Source organism: Allobosea sp. (assembly GCF_051860145.1).
GTDB lineage: Bacteria > Pseudomonadota > Alphaproteobacteria > Rhizobiales > Beijerinckiaceae > Allobosea.
Genome location: NZ_JBHYEM010000027.1, coordinates 1 through 19176, shown reverse-complemented (window position 1 = coordinate 19176; position 19176 = coordinate 1). Strand labels below are relative to the sequence as shown.

General features: G+C 67.5%; 21 protein-coding genes. 17 read left to right on the top strand and 4 right to left on the bottom strand.

Translation table 11 applies throughout. The features are described 5' to 3' along the window. The first annotated feature begins 154 nt into the window (after window positions 1-154). From ACTIF2_RS25320 to ACTIF2_RS25285, 8 genes are all read left to right on the top strand, one after another. Entirely contained in the window at window positions 155-502 is a 348-nt protein-coding gene (locus tag ACTIF2_RS25320) for an antibiotic biosynthesis monooxygenase family protein (RefSeq protein ID WP_439499902.1), read from the top strand. 11 nt (window positions 503-513) lie between these two features. Continuing rightward, window positions 514-1056, top strand: coding sequence for a heme utilization cystosolic carrier protein HutX (gene hutX, locus ACTIF2_RS25315; RefSeq protein ID WP_439499901.1), 543 nt, complete (start codon window positions 514-516; stop codon window positions 1054-1056). A gap of 376 nt (window positions 1057-1432) precedes the next feature. After that, on the top strand, window positions 1433-2092 hold the full coding sequence (locus tag ACTIF2_RS25310) for a DUF1684 domain-containing protein (protein WP_439499900.1): 660 nt from the start codon (window positions 1433-1435) through the stop codon (window positions 2090-2092). Between the two features lie 128 nt (window positions 2093-2220). Beyond that, window positions 2221-3117 (top strand): glycine betaine ABC transporter substrate-binding protein, encoded by an 897-nt coding sequence (locus ACTIF2_RS25305; RefSeq protein WP_439499899.1) that lies wholly within the window; start codon window positions 2221-2223, stop codon window positions 3115-3117. Between the two features lie 16 nt (window positions 3118-3133). Continuing rightward, window positions 3134-4669, top strand: a complete 1536-nt coding sequence (locus ACTIF2_RS25300; RefSeq protein WP_439499929.1) for an HAL/PAL/TAL family ammonia-lyase — start codon at window positions 3134-3136, stop codon at window positions 4667-4669. Beyond that, window positions 4666-5295 (top strand): ABC transporter permease, encoded by a 630-nt coding sequence (locus ACTIF2_RS25295; protein ID WP_439499898.1) that lies wholly within the window; start codon window positions 4666-4668, stop codon window positions 5293-5295. The genes ACTIF2_RS25300 and ACTIF2_RS25295 overlap by 4 nt, the downstream gene beginning before the upstream one ends. After that, window positions 5295-5930, top strand: coding sequence for an ABC transporter permease (locus ACTIF2_RS25290; protein ID WP_439499897.1), 636 nt, complete (start codon window positions 5295-5297; stop codon window positions 5928-5930). The genes ACTIF2_RS25295 and ACTIF2_RS25290 overlap by 1 nt, the downstream gene beginning before the upstream one ends. 13 nt (window positions 5931-5943) lie before the next feature. Then, the gene (locus ACTIF2_RS25285; RefSeq protein WP_439499896.1) at window positions 5944-6897 is read left to right on the top strand and encodes an ABC transporter ATP-binding protein; all 954 of its coding nucleotides are present in this window, start codon (window positions 5944-5946) and stop codon (window positions 6895-6897) included. A gap of 153 nt (window positions 6898-7050) precedes the next feature. Here the strand turns inward: ACTIF2_RS25285 and ACTIF2_RS25280 are convergent, their stop codons facing one another. Together ACTIF2_RS25280 and ACTIF2_RS25275 are read right to left on the bottom strand one after the other, a co-directional pair. Beyond that, window positions 7051-7869 carry a phosphate/phosphite/phosphonate ABC transporter substrate-binding protein gene (locus ACTIF2_RS25280; protein ID WP_439499895.1) on the bottom strand — a complete coding sequence of 273 codons (819 nt, stop codon included), beginning with the start codon at window positions 7867-7869 and terminating at the stop codon, window positions 7051-7053. Continuing rightward, window positions 7866-8876: an ornithine cyclodeaminase family protein gene (locus ACTIF2_RS25275; protein ID WP_439499894.1), complete on the bottom strand. Its 1011-nt coding sequence runs from the start codon at window positions 8874-8876 to the stop codon at window positions 7866-7868. Before ACTIF2_RS25275 ends, ACTIF2_RS25280 begins: the two co-directional genes overlap by 4 nt. A 319-nt stretch (window positions 8877-9195) precedes the next feature. Here ACTIF2_RS25275 and ACTIF2_RS25270 point away from each other — a divergent pair, with 319 nt between their 5' ends. Further along, window positions 9196-10548 (top strand): hypothetical protein, encoded by a 1353-nt coding sequence (locus ACTIF2_RS25270; RefSeq protein WP_439499893.1) that lies wholly within the window; start codon window positions 9196-9198, stop codon window positions 10546-10548. Between the two features lie 7 nt (window positions 10549-10555). Here ACTIF2_RS25270 and ACTIF2_RS25265 read toward each other — a convergent pair whose 3' ends face one another. Then, complete coding sequence (locus ACTIF2_RS25265; protein WP_439499928.1) at window positions 10556-11233, bottom strand: protein tyrosine phosphatase family protein; 678 nt, start codon at window positions 11231-11233, stop codon at window positions 10556-10558. Window positions 11234-11432: 199 nt separating this feature from the next. On the opposite strand from ACTIF2_RS25265, the gene ppa reads away from it, so the two are divergent. Further along, on the top strand, window positions 11433-11969 hold the full coding sequence (ppa, locus tag ACTIF2_RS25260) for an inorganic diphosphatase (protein ID WP_439499892.1): 537 nt from the start codon (window positions 11433-11435) through the stop codon (window positions 11967-11969). A gap of 166 nt (window positions 11970-12135) precedes the next feature. Then, on the top strand, window positions 12136-12759 hold the full coding sequence (locus ACTIF2_RS25255; protein ID WP_439499891.1) for a hypothetical protein: 624 nt from the start codon (window positions 12136-12138) through the stop codon (window positions 12757-12759). A 96-nt stretch (window positions 12760-12855) separates the two neighbouring features. On the opposite strand, the gene ACTIF2_RS25250 is transcribed toward ACTIF2_RS25255, so the two are convergent. After that, entirely contained in the window at window positions 12856-13731 is an 876-nt protein-coding gene (locus tag ACTIF2_RS25250; protein WP_439499890.1) for an HpcH/HpaI aldolase/citrate lyase family protein, read from the bottom strand. A gap of 114 nt (window positions 13732-13845) precedes the next feature. Here ACTIF2_RS25250 and ACTIF2_RS25245 point away from each other — a divergent pair, with 114 nt between their 5' ends. From ACTIF2_RS25245 to ACTIF2_RS25220, 6 genes are all read left to right on the top strand, one after another. Continuing rightward, window positions 13846-15573, top strand: a complete 1728-nt coding sequence (locus tag ACTIF2_RS25245) for a serine/threonine dehydratase (RefSeq protein WP_439499889.1) — start codon at window positions 13846-13848, stop codon at window positions 15571-15573. Beyond that, a complete protein-coding gene (locus ACTIF2_RS25240) occupies window positions 15570-16298 on the top strand; it encodes an aspartate/glutamate racemase family protein (RefSeq protein WP_439499888.1) in 729 nt (242 codons plus the stop codon). Before ACTIF2_RS25245 ends, ACTIF2_RS25240 begins: the two co-directional genes overlap by 4 nt. A 122-nt stretch (window positions 16299-16420) precedes the next feature. After that, window positions 16421-17488: a MaoC family dehydratase gene (locus tag ACTIF2_RS25235; protein ID WP_439499887.1), complete on the top strand. Its 1068-nt coding sequence runs from the start codon at window positions 16421-16423 to the stop codon at window positions 17486-17488. Window positions 17489-17638: 150 nt separating this feature from the next. Then, window positions 17639-18037 carry a succinate dehydrogenase, cytochrome b556 subunit gene (gene sdhC, locus ACTIF2_RS25230; RefSeq protein ID WP_439499927.1) on the top strand — a complete coding sequence of 133 codons (399 nt, stop codon included), beginning with the start codon at window positions 17639-17641 and terminating at the stop codon, window positions 18035-18037. An 11-nt stretch (window positions 18038-18048) separates the two neighbouring features. Further along, window positions 18049-18441, top strand: coding sequence for a succinate dehydrogenase, hydrophobic membrane anchor protein (gene sdhD / locus ACTIF2_RS25225; protein WP_439499886.1), 393 nt, complete (start codon window positions 18049-18051; stop codon window positions 18439-18441). 4 nt (window positions 18442-18445) lie between these two features. Continuing rightward, the coding region (locus ACTIF2_RS25220; RefSeq protein WP_439499885.1) for an FAD-binding protein at window positions 18446-19176 on the top strand (731 nt) is incomplete at its 3' end.

Sequence of the window (19176 nt, the reverse complement as noted above, 5' to 3'; positions counted from 1 at the left end):
CAGCAAAGTAATCTCCAGTTTTTAATTATTCAAAACTAGATCTAAACTTGCCATCGTTGACGTTGATATTCAGCTTTACTACAAGCGGTCAAGAGCGGCACGCCGGTCACGGCGCGCTTCTGCGTGCAAGCCTATTCAACCCATGGATATCGTCATGTTCATCGCCATGAACCGCTTCAAGGTCGTCAAGGGAGAGGAGGCCGCCTTCGAACAGGTCTGGGCGAGCCGCAAGACGCGCCTCGACGAGATGAAGGGCTTCATCACCTTCCATCTGCTCAAGGGCCCGGAGAAGGAGGATCACACCCTCTATTCCTCGCATACGACCTGGGCCTCGAAGGAGGACTTCACGGCCTGGACCAAGTCCGAGCAGTTCCGCGAGTCGCATCGCAGCGCCGGCCAGCCGCGCGCGACGCCGATCTTCCTCGGCCATCCCGAGTTCGAGGGTTTCGAGACGGTGCTGAGCGAGTCCAATCCGCATTTGCCACGCCAGGCGGCAGAGTGAGGGAGGGCGGCATGTCGATCTCGCAGGCGAACGCCGCGGCGGTCCAGGACCCGCCGCCGGCAGACCCGATGGAGCGCGTCAGGCAGGCGCTGGCCGCCAAGCCCGACGGCGTGATCGAGGCCATCGCCCGCGAGGTCGGCGTGCCGACGCTCGCGGTGCTGGAGGCGACGCCGCCGGAGCAGCGCCATTTCATCGCGCCCGGCCGCTTCGAGGAGCTCTGGCAGGCGCTGGCGACCTGGGGCGAGGTGCTCTTCATCGTCCACACCGCCGATATCGTGCTCGAATGCGAGGGCACATTGCCGGTCGGGTCGTTCGGCCACGGCTATTACAACATCCATGGCGACAGCCCGATCGGCGGGCATATCAAGGCCGCGAATTGCCGGGCGATCTACCTGGTCGACCGTCAGTTCCACGGCCGCCGCTCCTGCTCGGTGCAGTTCTTCAACGGCGCGGGCGAGGCCATGTTCAAGGTCTTCGTCAAGCGCGACGCGCAGCGCGAGCTGCTGGCCGACCAGGTCGGGCTGTTCGAGGCCCTCAAGACGCAGTTCGTCTGACTATCTGATCGGTTCGAGATCGAGGCCGGCCCTTTCGTGGCCGGCCTTTTTGTTTGGGCCGGGCTCACCGTCATGCTTGGGCTTGACCCGAGCATCTCAGGAGGGAAGAGCGCCCAATCCTGCCCGAGATTCTCGGGTCTGCGCTTCGCTCCGCCCGAGAATGACGTTTGCCCCTCGCGATCTCGTGAAGGCGCCGCGCGTCGCCTTCCGCCTTTCTCCGGCGAATTCGCCTCCTGACCGGGCGGACGCTGACACGCTCTGACAGCACGACCGGCACAATGCGCGACGCGGGGAACGTCGGCGGCGCGGATGCGTTGAGGCGACGAGCCGCTCCCACGCCGGGACCATCCTGCCGCACCGAACCGGAGGTCGCGTCATGACCAATCACACCACGATCGCGGCCGACCCGGCCAAGGCGAAGCTCGAGACCACCGCTGCGCTGCAGGACTGGCGGCGGCAGGTGGCCGACCTCTATGCGGCTGTGCGGGCGATGCCGGGGCAGGCGGGCTGGGCCCATTGGCGCGGCGTCCGCGATCGGCTCTTTCGCGAGCATGCGCAATCGCCGCTGGCCGCGACCCGGCGCGAGCGCTTCGGCGGCATCCGCTATTTCGATTATGACCCGGCCCTGCGCTTCGAGGTGATGCTGCGGCCGGTCGAGGATCGCGAAACCATCCGGGTCGAGGCGGGCAAGGATGGCGCCATGGTGCTCAGGCCCTATGCGCTGAGCCATGGCCTCGCCGCGGCGCTGGGCGGGGAGCTGACGCTCTACTGGATCGAGGGCTATGGCGGCGGCAGCTTCCTGCCCTTCGGCGATGCCAGCAATGGCGAGGAGACCTTTGCCGGCGGCCGCTACCTGCTCGACACGATCAAGAGCGCCGATCTCGGCGCGACGCCGGCGGGCAAGACCATCCTCGACTTCAATTTCGCCTATTACCCGTCCTGCGCCTATTCGGAGGCCTGGGTCTGCCCGCTCTCGCCGGCGGAGAATCGCCTGCCGGGCGCGGTGCGCGCGGGCGAGCGCAATCCAGCCGGCTGAGCGCCGCGTGGAGGGCTTTTCTCCGGGCATGCCGCTTGCCTGCGGATTTCGTCTCCACCGAGCCCGCAGCTTGCAACCCGTCACGATCCCTCGTTAGCTGACCCCTCGAGCCATCACAGGAGGCGACCATGAATTTCGCCAGCATGCGCTTCGCAAAGACGCTCTGCATCGCCGCCGCGGTGATCGTCGCCGGTTTCTCGACGGCCTTCGCCCAGACGATCAAGATCGGCTCCAAGAACTTCACCGAGCAGTTCATCGTCGCCGAGCTCTATGCGGCGGCGCTCGAGAATGCCGGCTTCAAGGTCGAGCGGAAGATCAATCTCGGCGGCACGCTGGTGGCGCATGAGGCGCTGAAGAGCGGCGCGATCGACCTCTACCCGGAATATACCGGCACCGGCTTTAACGCCGTGATGAAGGCGACGACCACCGAGAGCGACCCGGCCAAGGTGCTCGGGCTGGTCAAGGCCTATTACGAGAAGGAGTTCAACCTGACCTGGCTGAAGCCATCGCGCATCAATAACGGCTACGCGATCGTGGTCAGGCCGGACACCGCCAAGGAACACAATCTCAAGACGCTGAGCGATCTCGGCAAGGTCGCCAAGAAGCTCAGCCTCGGCGCCGGCACCGAATTCGTCGACCGGCGCGACGGCATCGCCGGCCTGAAGGAGGTCTATGGCGCCGAGTTCGGCGAGTTCAAGCAATTCGCCGCGCTGCGCCTGCGCTACGAGGCGCTCTCGCAGAAGCAGGTCGACGTCGCCAACGGCTTCTCGACCGACTGGCAGATCGCGGCCGAGAAATTCGTGGCGCTCGACGACGACAAGTCGCTGTTCCCGCCCTATTTCCTCGCGCCGGTGGTGCGCCCCGAGATCGCCGCCAACGCCAAGATCGTCGAGGCGCTGGAGAAGGTCGGTGACGTGCTCGACAACCCGACCATGCAGGAGCTCAACCGCCAGGTCGAGGTCGACAAGAAGGAACCGCGCACCGTCGCGGCCAATTTCCTGAAGGCCAAGGGTCTGGTCCGCTGAGGCGGTCGTGCTGTTGATGGAGCGGGCGCAAGGCACGGCGTCCGTCGTTACGCTCGGCGCCGGGCCGCTTTCGCTGGACCAGGTCCATGCGGTCGCGCATGGACAGGCGCGGGTGGCGCTCGCGCCTTCTGTCGGCGCGCGGCTGCAGACGGCGCGGCGCGTCGTCGAAGGCTCGCTGGCGCGCGGCGAGGCGGTCTATGGGCTGACCACGGGCCTTGGCGCTGCCGTGGACACGCGGCTCGCGGAGGACCAGATCGCCGCCTTCCAGCAGCGGGCGGTGCGGGCGCGGGCCGTCGGCGTCGGTGCGGCCCTGTCGCAAGCGGAGGTCCGCGCCCTACTATTGGCGCGGCTTGCCGGCCTGGCACAAGGCGCCTCCGGCATCTCGCCGGTCTTCGCCGAGACCATCGCCGCCATGCTCGATGCCGGGGTCCATCCCGTGGTGCGGCGCATCGGCTCGCTCGGCGAGGCCGATCTGAGCTCGCTCGCCCAGCTCTTCCTGCCGCTGACCGGCGAGGGCGAGGCCGAGTATCGCGGCCGGATCCTGCCCGGCGCCGAGGCGATGCGGGCGGCCGGCATCGCGCTGCCCGATTTCGGGCCGAAGGACGGGCTCGCCTTGCTCAACGCCAATGCCGAGAGCACCGGGCTGGCGGCTTTGGCGCTGCACGAGATGCGGCTGGCGCTCGAGGCCCTGACCGCTGCCGGCGCGCTCTCGCTCGAGGCCTACCGCGCCAATCTCTCGCCGATCGCGGCCGATCTCGTCGCGCTCAGGCCGGTGCCGAGCCAGGTGGCGGGCAGCGCCAGGTTGCGCGCGCTGCTCGCCGGCAGCGACCTGTTCGAGGCCGGCGCGGCGCGGCGGGTGCAGGATCCGCTCTCCTTTCGCTGCCTCGCGCCGGTCAATGGCGCCGCGCTCGCGGCGCTTGCCGCCGCGCGCGACCTGGTCGAGATCGAGCTCAACGGCGCTGGCGACAGTCCCGCGGTGCTCGTCGGTGACGACACGCTGCGCTCGACCGTGAATTTCGACACGACCGCGCTGGCGCTCGCCTTCGAGGGGTTGGGCCTGGCGAGCGCCCATGCCGCGACGATCTCGGCCTTCCGCGTCGTTAAGCTGATGTCGCCGGTTTCCAGCGACCTGCCGCGGTTCCTGACACGCCATGGCGGTTCGCATGCCGGATTCGCGACAGCGCAGAAGACCGCTGCTGCGCTCGAAGCCGAGATCCGGCATCTCGCCTTGCCATTGGGGTCAATGACCTTGCCGGTCGCCGATGGCGTCGAGGATTACGCGCCAATGACGCCGCGCATCGTCGAGAAGACAGGCGCCATCGCCGGGCATCTGTTGCGGCTGGCGGCGATCGAACTCGTCGTCGCGGCCGAGGCGGTCGATCTGCGCGGGAGCGTCAGGCTCGGCGCCGGCACGGCACGCGCTCAGGATTTCGTGCGCCGCCATGTCGCCCGGCTCGATGACGACCGGCCGATGGGGCGGGAGTTCGAGGCGCTCGCCGTGCAACTGGCGGCAGGCGAGCTCGCGGCGGAGCTTGCAGGGCTGCCGGCATGACCTGGACCCTGGAAAACTACGACCGGCTGCTCGTCGCGCTCTGGGAGCATGTCCAGCTCGTCGGTATCGGGCTCGCGATCTCGCTCGCGATCGGGCTGCCGCTCGGCATCCTCTCGGCGAGGCGGCCGACCTTCTATCTCGTCGTGCTGCTGGTCTCGGGCGCGCTCTACACCGTGCCGGCGCTCGCGGTCTTCGCGCTGCTCATTCCCGTCCTCGGGCTCGGCTTCGGCCCGGCGATCGTCGCCCTGGTGATGTATGCGCTGCTGATCATCATCCGCAACACCGCGACGGGCCTGCGCGAGATCTCGCCCGATATCCTCGATGCCGCCGACGGCATGGGCTATGGCCGCCTGCGCCGGCTCTTTTCCGTCGAGCTGCCGCTGGCGCTGCCGGTGATCATCGCCGGCATCCGCATCACCGTGGTGACGATGGTCTCGGTCGCGACCGTGGCGGCCTTCATCAACGCCGGCGGCCTGGGCGACATCATCTTCCAGGGCATCACCCAGGACTTTGGCGAGAAGGTCGTGGTCGGCGCGGTCGTCACCTCGCTGCTGGCCATCGCCTGCGACGAGGCGCTGCGCCGGCTCGAGCTCCATTTCCGGGCGGCCCAGGCGGAGGGCGCCTGATGCTGGGCTGGATCTCCGCCAATCCGCGCATCTTCTGGACCGCGCTGGAGAACCATCTCTGGCTGTCCAGCGTCGCGCTGCTGGCGGTGGTGCTGATCGCGCTGCCGCTCGGTCTGCTGCTCACCCGCCATCGCGGCTTCGCCAATGCCGCGATCGCCATCGTCAACATCCTGCGCACCGTGCCGAGCCTGGCGCTGCTGGTGATCATGCTGCCGGTGCTCGGCACAGGCTTCCTGCCCTCGGCCGTGGCGCTGACGCTCTACGGCCTGCCGGCGCTGCTGCTCAACACCTATACTGGCCTGACCGAGGTCGACCGCGACATCGTCGAGGCGGCGCGCGGGCAGGGGCTCTCGGACGGACAGGTGATGACGCGGATCGAGATCCCGCTGGCGCTGCCGGTGATCTTCGCCGGGGTGCGCACAGCCGCCGTGCAGATCGTCTCGGCGGCGACGCTGGCCGCCTTCATCGGCGGCGGCGGGCTCGGCGAGCTGATCACCGCCGGCATGGCGAATTTCAACTTCCCGCAGCTGATCGCCGGCGCTGTTGCGGTCGCCCTGCTCGCGCTCCTGGTCGAGCTCGTCTTCGCGGGCGTCGAGCGGCTGATGACGCGCCAGGCGCGGCTGGGGGCATCATGAAGAGGAAGGCCGCATGATCCGCCTCGAAGGCGTCAGCAAGATCTTTCCGGGCGTCGCGCGCCCCGCCGTCGACAATCTCGACCTCGCGGTGGAAGAAGGCCGGACCTGCGTGCTGATCGGCCCGTCGGGCTGCGGCAAGACCACGACGATGCGCATGGTCAATCGGCTGATCGAGCCGAGCTCTGGCCGGATCATCGTCGAGGACGAGGACGTGACGCAGGCCGATCCCGTCGCCCTGCGCCGGCGCATCGGTTACGTCATCCAGCAGATCGGCCTGTTCCCGCATATGACGATCGCCGAGAATGTCGCGACCGTGCCGAAGCTGCTCGGCTGGCCCGCGCAGAAGATCAAGGCGCGCTCCGAGGAGATGCTGGACCTTGTCGGTCTCCCGCCCGGCCAGTTCCTCTCGCGCTTTCCGCGCCATCTCTCGGGCGGCCAGCGCCAGCGCGTCGGCGTTGCTCGCGCCCTTGCGGCCGACCCGCCGGTGATGCTGATGGACGAGCCTTTTGGCGCTGTCGATCCGGTGGTGCGCGGGCGGCTGCAGGACGAGTTCGTCGAAATTCTGCGCCGGCTCAAGAAGACCGTAATCTTCGTGACGCACGACATCGACGAGGCGATCCGCATGGGCGACGTGGTCGCGATCCTGCGCGACGGCAAGCTGGTGCAATATGACACGCCGGACCGGCTGCTGGCGGCGCCGGCAGACGAATTCGTCGCCGATTTCGTCGGTGCGGACGCGGCGCTGCGGCGGCTCTCGCTGGTCGGCGTGAGCGAAGCGCTGGAGTCCGGGGATGCGGGCGAAGCCGATATTCGGCTCCCGGCGACGTCCAATCTGCGCGGCGTGCTGTCGGCGCTGCTGGCCGAGGGCCGGGACGCGGCGACGATCGTCGATGGCGACGGCAAGCTGCTCGGCCGGATCACGCTCGCGGGCATCAGGGCGCGGAGCGCCGGCGCTGGACCGGAATGAAATCATCAAAATAAAATTAGATCGGCACTATCGGTGTCATCCCGGCCAAGCCGCGTCAGCGGCGCAGAGCCGGGGTCCATGCCGGAACGATGATCGGAAATCCTCAGGCATGGATCCCGGGTCTCCCTGCGGTCGCCCGGGATGACCTCCGCTCTACTCGGGAGCTTTGTAGCCGGCTTCGTCGGCCTTATGCGCGTCGGTGAGCAGCGCATCGTAATCTTGGCGCTCCACAGCGGCGAAGCCTGACAGCCGGAGGCCCGCCAACAGCATGGCTGCCTCCGCGCCGGCCGCCAGCAGCGCCTCCCGCAGCCTTGTGATCGTGGCCGCATCGACCGTGTCGGACGCGACCAGAAGCGGCATCGGTCTTGGCGCCGTCGTTTCGACGATGCGCAGGCGGGCGGCGGTCTCCGGCTCGTGGGCGCGCAGCAGGTCGTGGACATAGGAATCGAGCGGTCCGATATCGATCTCGCCGGCGAGCAGCGCGTCGATCACCCGGCGCGGGGTGACGAGCGGGCCGACGCTTTGCGCATAGAGCGGCTTGCCCTGCCAATGCGGCAGGAGATGGCTGCGCAGCGCGTTGAAGCCGGATTGCGAGTGCGCGACGGTCCAGCCGAGGCGCCCTCCGAAACTCTCGGCGAGCGTGGCGATCCGGCTCTCGGCGTGGACCATGAGATGCGAGGCGTAGAACGGCTGGCCTGCGGCGAGCGGCGAAGCCGGGATCGGCGCCGCCACGGGCCGGACCGGAAAGCTCCCGCCGGCGAAGGGATAGCCGCAGATGAAGGCGAGCCCGAGATCGGGCCGGCTCCAGAGCTCTTCCAGCGGCGCTGGCGCGGCATGATCGATGACCGTCAGCGTCACGCCCGACCGGCGCGCGACGCCGCCGAACAGCGCCGCCCAGGCGGTGCGCACGGCCGGATTGACGGCATACATCCGCGCATTGGCGACGAGCGGGATGTCGCCCGGCCGGCTCACGCGTAGCGCAGGCGCTGGCCGAGGCCGAGGCGCCTGGCCTTCTCCAGCATGAAATGGCCGAGTGCGATGTCGGAGAGCGAGAGGCCGCGATGCCAGAACAGGATGGTCTCGTCGTCGCTCTCGCGGCCGGGCTTCAGCCCGGCGACGATCTGGCCCATCTCGGCATGGAGCGTCGCCTCCGAGAGCTTGCCGGCCTCGACATGGGCGCGCAGCGAGCCGAACTGGCCGGATTTGCACTGGCCCCAATCGTCGACGACGAGCTTGCTCATGATATCGGTCAGCGAGAGCTCGACCGCGCTCATCGTGCCATAGGGCACGACGAAGGCGCCCTGCTTGATCCAGCCGGTCTTCAGCATCGGCTCGGGCGCGTTCAGGCGCGAGGCCTCGACCACGATGTCGGCGCCCTCGACGCAGGAGCGCCAGTCCTCGGTGACGGTGACCCGCTTGCCGAGATCGGCGGAGAGTTTTTCGCCGAAGGCGTCGCGGCTCTCCTTGCGGCGCGAATGGACGCGGATCTCGTCGAAGTCGAAGAGCGAATCGAGCAGCCGCACGTTCCAATAGGCGGTGCCGCGTGCGCCGATATGCCCCAGCACCTTCGAGCCTTTCCGCGCCAGGTACTTTGCGCCGATGGCGGTGATCGCGCCGGTGCGCATGTCGGTGAGATGGCTGCCGTCGACGATCGCCTTCGGCACGCCGTTGATCGGGTCCATCAAGAGCAGCAGGCCAAGCTCGGAGGGCAGGCCTTCCTTGTAGTTGTCGACGAAATCTCCGATCACCTTGACGCCGGCGAGCGCGATCGGGGCACGGAACGAGCCCCTCAGCACGTTGAAATGGCCGTTCCCGCCGGCATTCGGGATCAGGTGCATGCGCGGCTCGATCACCGTCTCCCCGCGTCCCTGCGCCGCCAGCCCGTCCTCCACCGCGGCGATGATCTCCTCGTTCGTCAGCGACAGCGCCTCGATATCGAGCGCGTTCAGGAAGTCGATATGGATCGGAGCGCGCGGCACAGGCCTGTCCTCGGTTGAATCGGGAGGGAACAGTGAACGTCACCGTGGAGCGAGGCAAGGCTGGCTGATCTTGGCTGCCATTGCGGGACGCGGGCATATTTCTGCCGTAAGAGCTGTGCTAGGCAGGGGCTGGCCCGGGCGTGATCTTCAACTATGTGGCGTATTAACCAAACGTTAACCATGTGGGCCCAGCCTGCTTTCGACAGAGTCCTGGATCGTGACCGGCGAATCTGAGCGCGAACAGATCTCTGAGAGCCAGCGCGGCGACGTAGCGTTACGCGACGTTGGATTATCCGATATCCCGACCGGGGACGTGGATATGGCCGCGCAACTTGCACTGGACCGGATCGCCTTCCCCGCGGGCGCTGCTACGACGCCCGCGATTCCGGCTGAGAAGCTCGATCCTGGCGCGTCCGTAGCGCAGCGCACCAGCCTCGCATCGGGCCTGATGCTGGCGCTACGCTTCCTCCAGGCGCGCTTCCTGTCGGTCTGGGGGTTGCTCTTCGCCGCCGCCATGTGCCCGCCCCATGTCTTCGCCGATTTCGCGATCTTCGCGGCCCTGGCGAATTTCGTCTCGATCGCGACCCTGCTGCGGTTCGAGGCGGTGTTCTTCCAGAGCAACGACCAGGCGCGGCTGGGCCGGGCCTTCCGGCTGGCGGTCGCCGCCGGCACGATCTTCCTCGGCGCGATGGCGCTGGTGATCCTGTTCTCGGCCTCGATGGGCTGGGTCCTGCGCGGCTTCGGCGCGCTCTTCCTGATCTCGCTGGCGAGCCGGGCCGTGATCCGCCTGGTCACGGCCGAAGCGACGGCGGAAGGCGATTTCGGCACGATCGGCAACAGCAATGTCGTGCAGGCGCTGCTGCAGCCCGGCATGATGATCCTGCTGATCTGGCCGCTCGGCCCGACCGCGCTGGCGCTCTTCGCGGCCGATGCCTTCGGCCATGCCGTCGCGGCGGGCTATCTGGTCTGGCGTCGGCGCGGGGCGCTGGCCAGGCTGGTCGAGCCGCGCGACTGGTCCGGCGCGGAACTGCGCGAATCGGCGCTGCGCTGGCGCTCCGCGCCCTGCTATCTCCTGCCCTCGGCGATGCTGTCCTTCGGCTTCACGGCGGCGCCGCTGCTGGCGCTGCCCTTCGCCGGCAACCCGCTGCTCGCCGCGCATGTGGCGCTCTCGATGCGCTTGCTCGAGATGCCGACCCAGATGTTCGCCACCGTCTCGATCCCGCTGGTCATGAACAACCTGCGCCTGCGCCAGGGCGAGGATCGGCAGCAATGGGCGCGTTTCGTCACACTCTGCCTGATCGGCGTCGCCGTCATCCTGTTCGCCGGTGTCGCGCTGGTCTCCAGCGTCGCCGATTTCGTGCTCGACGGCACGCAATGGGAGGGGCTCGGCGAGGTCATCGCGATCATGGCGCTGTTCTATTGCGGCATCGCGCTGGTGGCGCCGCTGCACGAGATCGGCTCGCTGTCGCTGCGGCCGCATCGGCAGATGGCGACCAACGCGGTCGCGCTCGCCGCCGCCTGCCTGATCATGTGGTGGTTCGGCAACCTGTCGCTGACGCTGCTCGGCGTGATCGGCATCCTGTCGCTGGCGCGGATGCTGGCGCATGTCCAGTTCGCCTGGACCCGGCTGGGCGGCGAAGAAGAGCCCGCGGCCGCGGCCGCGGCGCGCTGAGCGCAGATTATTCTCGCCGAACCAGCCGGTCGGCGATCAGCGACGAGAAGAAGCCGGTCTTGAACTCGCGCTCCAGCCTCGCCGGATCGTAGATCTCCGCGACCCAGTCGAGGAAGGCGATGCCCTTCGCCTCGCCTTCCCGGCGATAGGCCTCGAAGAAGGCGTCGAGGATGCCGGTCTTGGCGAAGCGGAAATGGCCGTAGCGCAGCGAGAGCTGGCGCATGGCCTCGTCGAGCGGACGCTTCTCGTGGATCAGCAGGTAGAGCGCCGAGAAGAAGCCGGCGCGGTCGGCGCCCGATTTGCAATGCACCAGCGCCGGTTCCTCGAGGCTCGCGAAGAAGGCCCCGGCACCGAGGATGGTCTCGCGATCGGGCGCGCCACGCGAGCGCAGCACGAACTCGACCAGCGCGATGCCATGGCGCTCGCAGGCCTCGCGCTGCAGCGGCCAGGCGCCGTGCTCGCGCCCGCCGCGCAGGTTGACGATCGTCCTCACGCCCTGGCGCGCGAACCAAGCGATGTCGGTCGGGGCCGGCTGCGCCGCGCGCCAGAGCCGGGGCGTGACCCGATGGGCGTTGAGATAGGCCAGGCGGAAGATGCCGTGGTCGGCCAGCAGCATGTTGCTCCAGGCGCGCAACCGGTCGAGCCGACCCGCCAGCGGCCGGTCCCAGCGCGCGATCCGGGACATGCGCCGCGCGTAGCGCTCCTCGTCGGGGCGCCGCCTCAGCACCGGCTGGTCTCGATCATGGTCATGCGCCGCCCGATATCAGCGCCTGCGCCTGCGCGCAAACGCGATTCTGCGCTCCGTGCCGAAGCCCGGGCTTGGCCTTTTGCGCTGCAGCGCGCATAAGGCGCGCCAGTTTTTCCGTATCGACAGGTTATGATCCATGCGCCTTGACGCCATCTCCATCGGCAAGAACCCGCCCGACGAAGTCAATGTTGTCATCGAGGTGGCGATCGGCGGCGAACCGATCAAGTACGAGATGGACAAGGAAGCCGGCACGCTCTTCGTCGACCGCTTCCTCTACACGCCGATGCGCTATCCCGGGAATTACGGCTTCATCCCGCATACGCTCTCGGAGGATGGCGACCCTTGCGACGTGCTCGTCGCCAATACGCGGCCGCTGGTGCCGGGTTCCTATATCGCGGTCAGGCCGATCGGCGTGATGATGATGGAGGACGAGGGCGGCGGCGACGAGAAGATCATCGCCGTGCCCGTGCCGAAGCTGACCAAGCGCTACGAGAACGTGCACAACTACACCGACCTGCCCAAGATCACGCTCGACCAGATCCAGCATTTCTTCGAGCACTACAAGGATCTCGAGCCCGGCAAATGGGTCAAGCTCACCGGCTGGGGCGACGCCGTGAAGGCCAAGCAGCTCATCGTTGAGGCGATCGAGCGGGCGAAGGCGGCGAAGGGCTGAAGCTTCCCTTCTCCCCTCGGGGGAGAAGGTGTCGCCGCAGGCGACGGATGAGGGAAGGGTCGAGACGGGTTCGAGCTTTCTGATTTTCGACGGCCCCGTTATGGATTGAGGAGCAGGTGACGCTGCGAAACAGTTGCGGGTTCAAGCCGAGGACGGGCGCTTTCCAGTGAAACTAATCTCGTTCGTGGATTTCTTGAACACAGGCCGCCTTGGTCCGTTGCATCCGGGCATGACCTTGAATGAAGTCGCTGGCGCGCTCGGCCCTCCCGCAGGTTGGATCGTCAATCCAGCTGAAGGGATAGCGCCGCATTATTGGGTGTATGGGCGGCATCTTGAAGTGAGTTTAAGGTTCGAAGAAGCCGCCTATTGTGACTGGTTCCAGATCGAGCACGCGGGTGACTTGTCCGGTGATGCGGTCTCGCTCAACGACGATATGGCGATTGCTCTGGACGGTCTCTCAGGCACATCGCCAATGTCCGACTTCATCAGATCGATAGCTGACATCGATCGGGTCAGCATCCAGCTTATCAGCCCTTCTCACCGCCCAGACCCAATTATACGAGTTGGTGATGTCCAAATCATTTGTTGCACCGACGAAGATGCACTCGATCCGGGTTATTCCCTAAGCGATAAAATCCTGTTCTATGAGAAGAACGCCGAAGTAGATTCCATATATTCTTATTTCAGAGACGAAGAGCGAAGGCGGAATAACGCCGCCTATCTCAAGCAATTCGAGCGGGTGACCATCAGCGGGCGAGCCTATCTCGACACTCTCCGCGAGCATGCGTGAACGCCCAACCTTAGCGGTGAGGGAATGGGAGTCCAGCTCCTGGGCGGCCGACAGGAACCCCTTCCTGCCGGCGCAATTGCGTAAAGCTTGGGCGGGCTAGGCCGCGATCGCCTCGCTGAGCGCCACGACCCGCTTCGCCATCTCGGCATGCAGGCGCTCGACCATGCGGCCCTCGAGCTGGATCGCGCCCTTGTCGGCGTTCTCGGGCTGCTCGAAGGCCGTGATGATCGCCTTCGCCCGCGAGAGCTCGCTCTCGTCCGGGGCGAAGACGGCATTGGCGGTCTCGACCTGGCCGGGATGGATCAGCGTCTTGCCGTCGAAGCCGAGATCGTGGCCCTGCTCGCATTCGGCCCTGAAGCCGTCGGCGTCCTTGATGTCGTTATAGACGCCGTCGACGATGTCGACGCCATGGGCGCGGGCGGCGAGGATCGCCGTGGTCAGCCAGGGCAGCATCGGCGCGCGGCCGGGCACGAAACGGGCGCGGGTCTCCTTGGCGAGGTCGTTGGTGCCCATCACGAAGCAGGAAAGCCGCGTCACCGGGTCATGCGCGGCGGCGGCGATGTGCCCGGCCTCGAGCAGCGCGAGCGGCGTCTCGATCATCGCCCAGATGGCGATGGCGGGGTCGGCCCAGAGCCCGTTGAGCTTGTGGCCGATCTCGACCAGCGTCTCCGGCGAGGAGACCTTGGGAATCAGGATCGCGTCGGGCTTGGCTTCTGTCGCGGCCGCGAGATCGGCCTCGAACCAGGGCGTGCCGACGCCGTTGACGCGGATGACGAGCTCGCGCCGGCCGTAGCCGCCGGCCTTGACGGCGGCACAGACCTGGTCACGCGCCATGTCCTTGGCGTCGGGGGCGACGGCGTCCTCGAGATCGAGAATCAGCGCGTCGGCGGCGATATCACGGGCTTTTTCGAGCGCGCGGGCGTTCGATCCGGGCATATAAAGAACGCTGCGGCGGGGGCGGATCGCTGTCATGAGGGTCTCCTTGACGACGGTCGATCGAATTTCGCTGCAATGCACACCAGACGCGACCGCAATGCAACAACAGTTCTGCAGCCCCGATCTGCCGTGCGTGAAGGGAGACGAGACGTGAGCTGGATCGCCGGTGTCGACGGCTGCAAGGCGGGCTGGATCGTTGCAAGTCTCGACGATGCGGCAGGAGCATACCCGGTTCTGCGCGTGGTGCCCCGCCTGGCTGCGCTGTTCGAGGATGGCGAGCCGCCGGCGCTGGTCGCGGTCGACATGCCGATCGGCTTGCCGGACCGGATCGCCGGCACGGGGCGCGGTCCGGAGCAGGCGGTGCGCAGCCTGCTCGGCGCGCGGCAATCCTCGGTCTTTTCGATTCCCTCTCGCAGCGCCGTCCATGCGCTCGATTATCGGGAGGCTTGCGGCATCGCGCTCGCGAGCTCCGAGCCGCCGCGAAAAGTCTCCAAACAGGGCTTCTTCCTGTTTCCGAAGATCCGCGAGATCGACCTGTTGCTGCGCGAGGCCGCGCATTGGCGCGAGCGGGTCTACGAGGTTCATCCCGAGCTCGCCTTCCGGACGATGCGCGGCCTGCCGCTCCAGCACCCCAAGAAGATCAAGGGCGCGATCAATCCCGCCGGCATGACGGAGCGCCGCGCCCTGCTGATCGCGGCCGGCCTGCCGGAAGAGAGCGTCCACGCACCCCCGCCACGCGGCGCTGCGGCCGACGATGCGCTCGACGCGCTCGCAGCCCTGGTCGTCGCCGGGCACATCCGGGCCGGGCGCGGAAAACCCTTCCCCGATCCGCCCGGACGCGATAGCCACATGCTTCCCATCGCGATCTGGACCTATCAGCCGGATCCGCCCGTTTTGCAGGACAGCGCCATGCTCGACCGCCCCGCCGCAGATCGCCCCGTCTCCCAGGCCATGATCGAGACCGCCGCCGCGCGCATCGCCGGCCATGCCCGCGTCACGCCGGTGATGCGGCTCGGCCAGGGCGCGCTCGGCACGGCCGGCGACATCTCGCTCAAGCTCGAATGCCTGCAGCATGCCGGCTCCTTCAAGACGCGCGGCGCCTTCAACAACCTGCTCTCGCTGCCGGTGCCGGTGGCAGGTGTCGCGGCGGCGTCCGGCGGCAATCACGGCGCGGCGGTGGCCTATGCGGCGCGCCAGCGCGGCGTCAAGGCGACGATCTTCGTGCCGGAGATCTCGCCCGCCGCCAAGATCGAGGCGATCCGCCGCTTCGGCGCCGAGGTGGTGATCGGCGGCGCGCAATATGACGATGCGCAGGCGGCCTGCGACCGCTTCGTCGCGGAGACCGGCGCGCTCAAGATCCATCCCTTCGGTGCGGTCGAGACCGTCACCGGGCAAGGCACGCTCGGGCGCGAATGGCAGGAGCAGGAGCCCGATCTCGACACCGTCCTCGTCGCGGTCGGCGGCGGCGGGCTGATCTCCGGCATCGCGGCCTGGTTCGCCGGCAGCAAGGTCAAGGTCGTCGGCGTCGAGCCGGCGGGCTCGCGCGCGCTGCAGGCGGCGCTCGAGGCGAAGGGCCCCGTCGGGGTCAGCGTCGTCTCCGTTGCGGCCGATTCGCTCGGCGCCCGCAATGTCGGCCAGCTCGTCTATGATGTCTGCAAGGACACGGTCGACCATGTCACGCTGGTGCCCGACGAGGCGATCACCGCGGCGCAGGCGCAGCTCTGGCGCGATTTCAGGCTCGCGGTCGAGCCGGGCGGAGCGGCCGCCTTCGGCGCGCTGATCGCGGGTGTCTACAAGCCGGCACCGGGCGAGCGGCTCGGCGTGCTGGTCTGCGGCGCGAATGTCGATCTCGCCAAGCTTGCGGATATCGTGGCGTGAACCAGCCGCGCATCGCCAGCGGCGGCAAGGCGATTTATGGCGCGCCGCTCGGCATCCTGATGCTCGAGGCGCGCTTCCCCCGCATCCTCGGCGACATGGGCAATGCCGCGACCTGGCCTTTTCCGGTGCTCTATCGTGTCGTCCAGGGTGCGAGTCCCGACAAGGTGGTGATGCAGGGCGCCGCCGGCCTCCTGCCGGACTTCATCGCCGCCGCCCGCGACCTCGTCCGGCTCGGTGCGGAGGCGATCACCACCAATTGCGGCTTCCTTTCGCTGTTCCAGCGCGAGCTGGCGGAGGCGGTGAGCGTGCCCGTCGCCACCTCGTCGCTGATGCAGGTGCCCTGGGTGCAGGCGACGCTGCCGCCGGGCAAGCGCGTCGGCCTCGTCACCGTCTCGGCCGCGACCCTGACGCCCGCCCATCTGACGGCCGTCGGCGTGCCGGCCGATACGCCGGTCACGGGCACCGAGAACGGCCGCGAGTTCTTCCGCGTGCTGATCAAGGCGGAGAAGGATGACATGGATATCGGCCTCGCCGAGCAGGATGTCGTCGAGGCCGGCCAGCGTCTCGTCGCCGCGCATCCGGAGGTCGGCGCGATCGTGCTCGAATGCACCAATATGCCGCCCTATGCGGCGGCGCTTCGTGCGGCCACCGGCCTGCCGGTCTACGACATCTATTCGCTGATCACCTGGTTCCATGCCGGCCTGCGGCCGCGGGATTTCGGTTAGCCGCGCTCCCGTCATGGTAGGAGCGGTGTTGTGCTCGGGGCCGGGCCGGCTGCGCGCAGCGCACTGGACGACAGCTCATATTGCAGCGCACATTCTGACGGACTTGTCCCCGTGAGACGCCCATGTCCGAGCTCCTCCCGACCGCCAAGACCAATTCAGGCCGCTTCTTCGAGGACTTCCGGCTCGGCGAGACGATCGTCCACGCCACGCCCCGAACGGTGAGCGCGGGCGATGTCTCGCTCTACACGGCGCTCTACGGCTCGCGCTTCGCCGTGCAGTCCTCGGATGCCTTCGCGGCCGCGATCGGCTATCCCGCCGCGCCGGTCGACGATCTGCTGGTGTTTCACATCGTCTTCGGCAAGACGGTGCCGGACATCTCCCTGAACGCCGTCGCCAATCTCGGCTATGCCGACGGGCGCTTCCTGGAGCCGGTCTATCCGGGTGACACTCTGTCGACGAGCTCGGAGGTGATCGGGCTGAAACAGACCTCGTCCGGCGATGCCGGCATCGTCTATGTCCGCTCGATCGGCCGCAACCAGCGCTCCGAGATCGTGCTGAGCTATGCGCGCTGGGTCTTGGTGCGCAAGCGCGAGCCGGGAACGCCGGCCCATGCCGAGCAGGTGCCGGATCTGCCGAGCGTGGTCGTGCCGGAAGAGCTCGGAGAGGGCTGCCCGCCGATCGATCCGGCCGCCTATGACGACGGGCTGGCGGGCTCGGCCTTCCGCTGGGGCGACTACGCGGTCGGCGAATGCATCGACCATGTCGACGGCATGACGGTCGAGGAGGCGGAGCACCAGCTCGCGACGCGGCTCTACCAGAACACCGCCAAGGTGCATTTCGACGCCTATGGCGCGCGTGAGAGCCGGTTCGGCAAGCGCCTGATCTATGGCGGCCATGTCATCAGCCTGGCGCGGGCGCTGTCCTTCAACGGGCTCGGCAGCGGCTTCCATATCGCCGCGATCAATGGCGGCCGGCATGTCGCGCCGCTCTTTGCCGGCGACACCGTCTATGCCTGGAGCGAGGTGCTGGAAAAGGCCGAGCTGCCGCAACGCAGCGACATGGGCGCGCTCAGGCTGCGGCTCGTCGCCACCAAGAACCTGCCCTGCAACGAATACCCTCTGAAGCAGGGCGATCAATATGCCGGCGGCGTGGTGCTCGATTTCGACTATTGGGCGCTGTTTCCGCGCTGAAACACGACAGCAGGTTACAAGTTACATTTTTTGTAACCTCGATCTCACCCCGCCGCATTGCGGCATGGGGATGGTTTCGCTAGACAGCCAATCACTCTAGAACCATCCCAAATGGTCGGCCCGCAAGCGGGCCGCGGAGTCGGAGAGTTCATCTTGACCGAGGTCAAACCGGCGGCGCGCCCGCTTTCGCCGCATCTGCAGATCTACCGCTGGTCATGGACCATGGCGATGTCGATCGTGCATCGCGCGACGGGCTCGGCGCTCTATGCCGGCACGGTGCTGATCGCGGCCTGGCTGGTCGCCGCTGCGTCGGGCCCCGCGGCCTACGAGACCGCGCAGGCGATCGCCGGCTCGATCCTCGGGCGCCTCGTGCTGTTCGGCTATTCCTTCGCGCTGCTGCACCACATGGTCGGCGGCCTGCGCCATTTCGTCTGGGACATGGGCTACGGCTACGATCCCCAGACCCGGATGAACCTCGCCAAATACAGCGTCTTCGTCTCGGCCGGACTGACGATCCTGGTCTGGGTCGTCGCCTACGCCCTGCGCTGAGGAGCTTCGCCATGCTGTCCAACTCCTCGATGCGTACCCCGCTCAGCCGCGTTCGCGGGCTCGGCTCGGCCAGGTCCGGCACCGGACATTTCTGGCTGCAGCGCGTCACCGCCGTGGCGAATGTCGTCCTGACGATCATCTTCCTCGGCATCGTGATCTCGCTCTTCGGCAAGCCCTATCCTGCCGCCGTGGCGCTGCTCTCGCATCCGCTGGTGGCGATCCTGATGCTGCTCTTCACGCTGTCGGGCACCGTGCATATGCGGCTCGGTATGCAGGTCGTCATCGAGGACTACGTCCATCACGAAGGCCTGAAGGTCGCCGCCGTGATGGCCAACACCTTCTTCGCGATCGCGATCGGCGCGGCTTGCGTCTTCGCGATCCTGAAACTCTCGTTCGGAGGCTGACCCGATGGCGATCACCAGAGCCCGTTCGGTCCCGGCCTATGCCGGCCAGGCCTATGCGATCACCGACCACACCTTCGACGTCGTCGTCGTCGGCGCCGGCGGTGCGGGCCTGCGCGCCACGGTCGGCTGCTCGCAGGCTGGCCTGCGCACCGCCTGCATCTCGAAGGTGTTCCCGACGCGCTCGCACACGGTCGCGGCCCAGGGCGGCGTCGCCGCCTCGCTCGGCAATATGGGCAAGGACACCTGGCAATGGCACATGTACGACACCGTCAAGGGGTCGGACTGGCTCGGCGACCAGGATGCGATCGAGTACCTGGTGCGCAATGCGCCCGCCGCCGTCTACGAGCTCGAGCATTGGGGCGTGCCCTTTTCGCGCACGGAGTCTGGAAAAATCTACCAGCGCCCCTTCGGCGGCATGACCACCGAATTCGGCGAGGGCCCGCCAGCGCAGCGCACCTGCGCGGCGGCCGACCGCACCGGCCACGCCATGCTGCACACGCTCTACGGCCAGGCGCTGCGCTACAATACCGAGTTCTTCATCGAGTATTTCGCCATCGACCTGATCATGGACGAGGACGGCGCCTGCCGCGGCGTGATCGCGCTCAAGCTCGATGACGGCACGCTGCACCGCTTCCGCTCGCAGCAGACGATCCTGGCGACCGGCGGCTATGGCCGCGCCTATTTCTCGGCGACCTCGGCCCATACCTGCACCGGCGACGGCGGCGGCATGGTGCT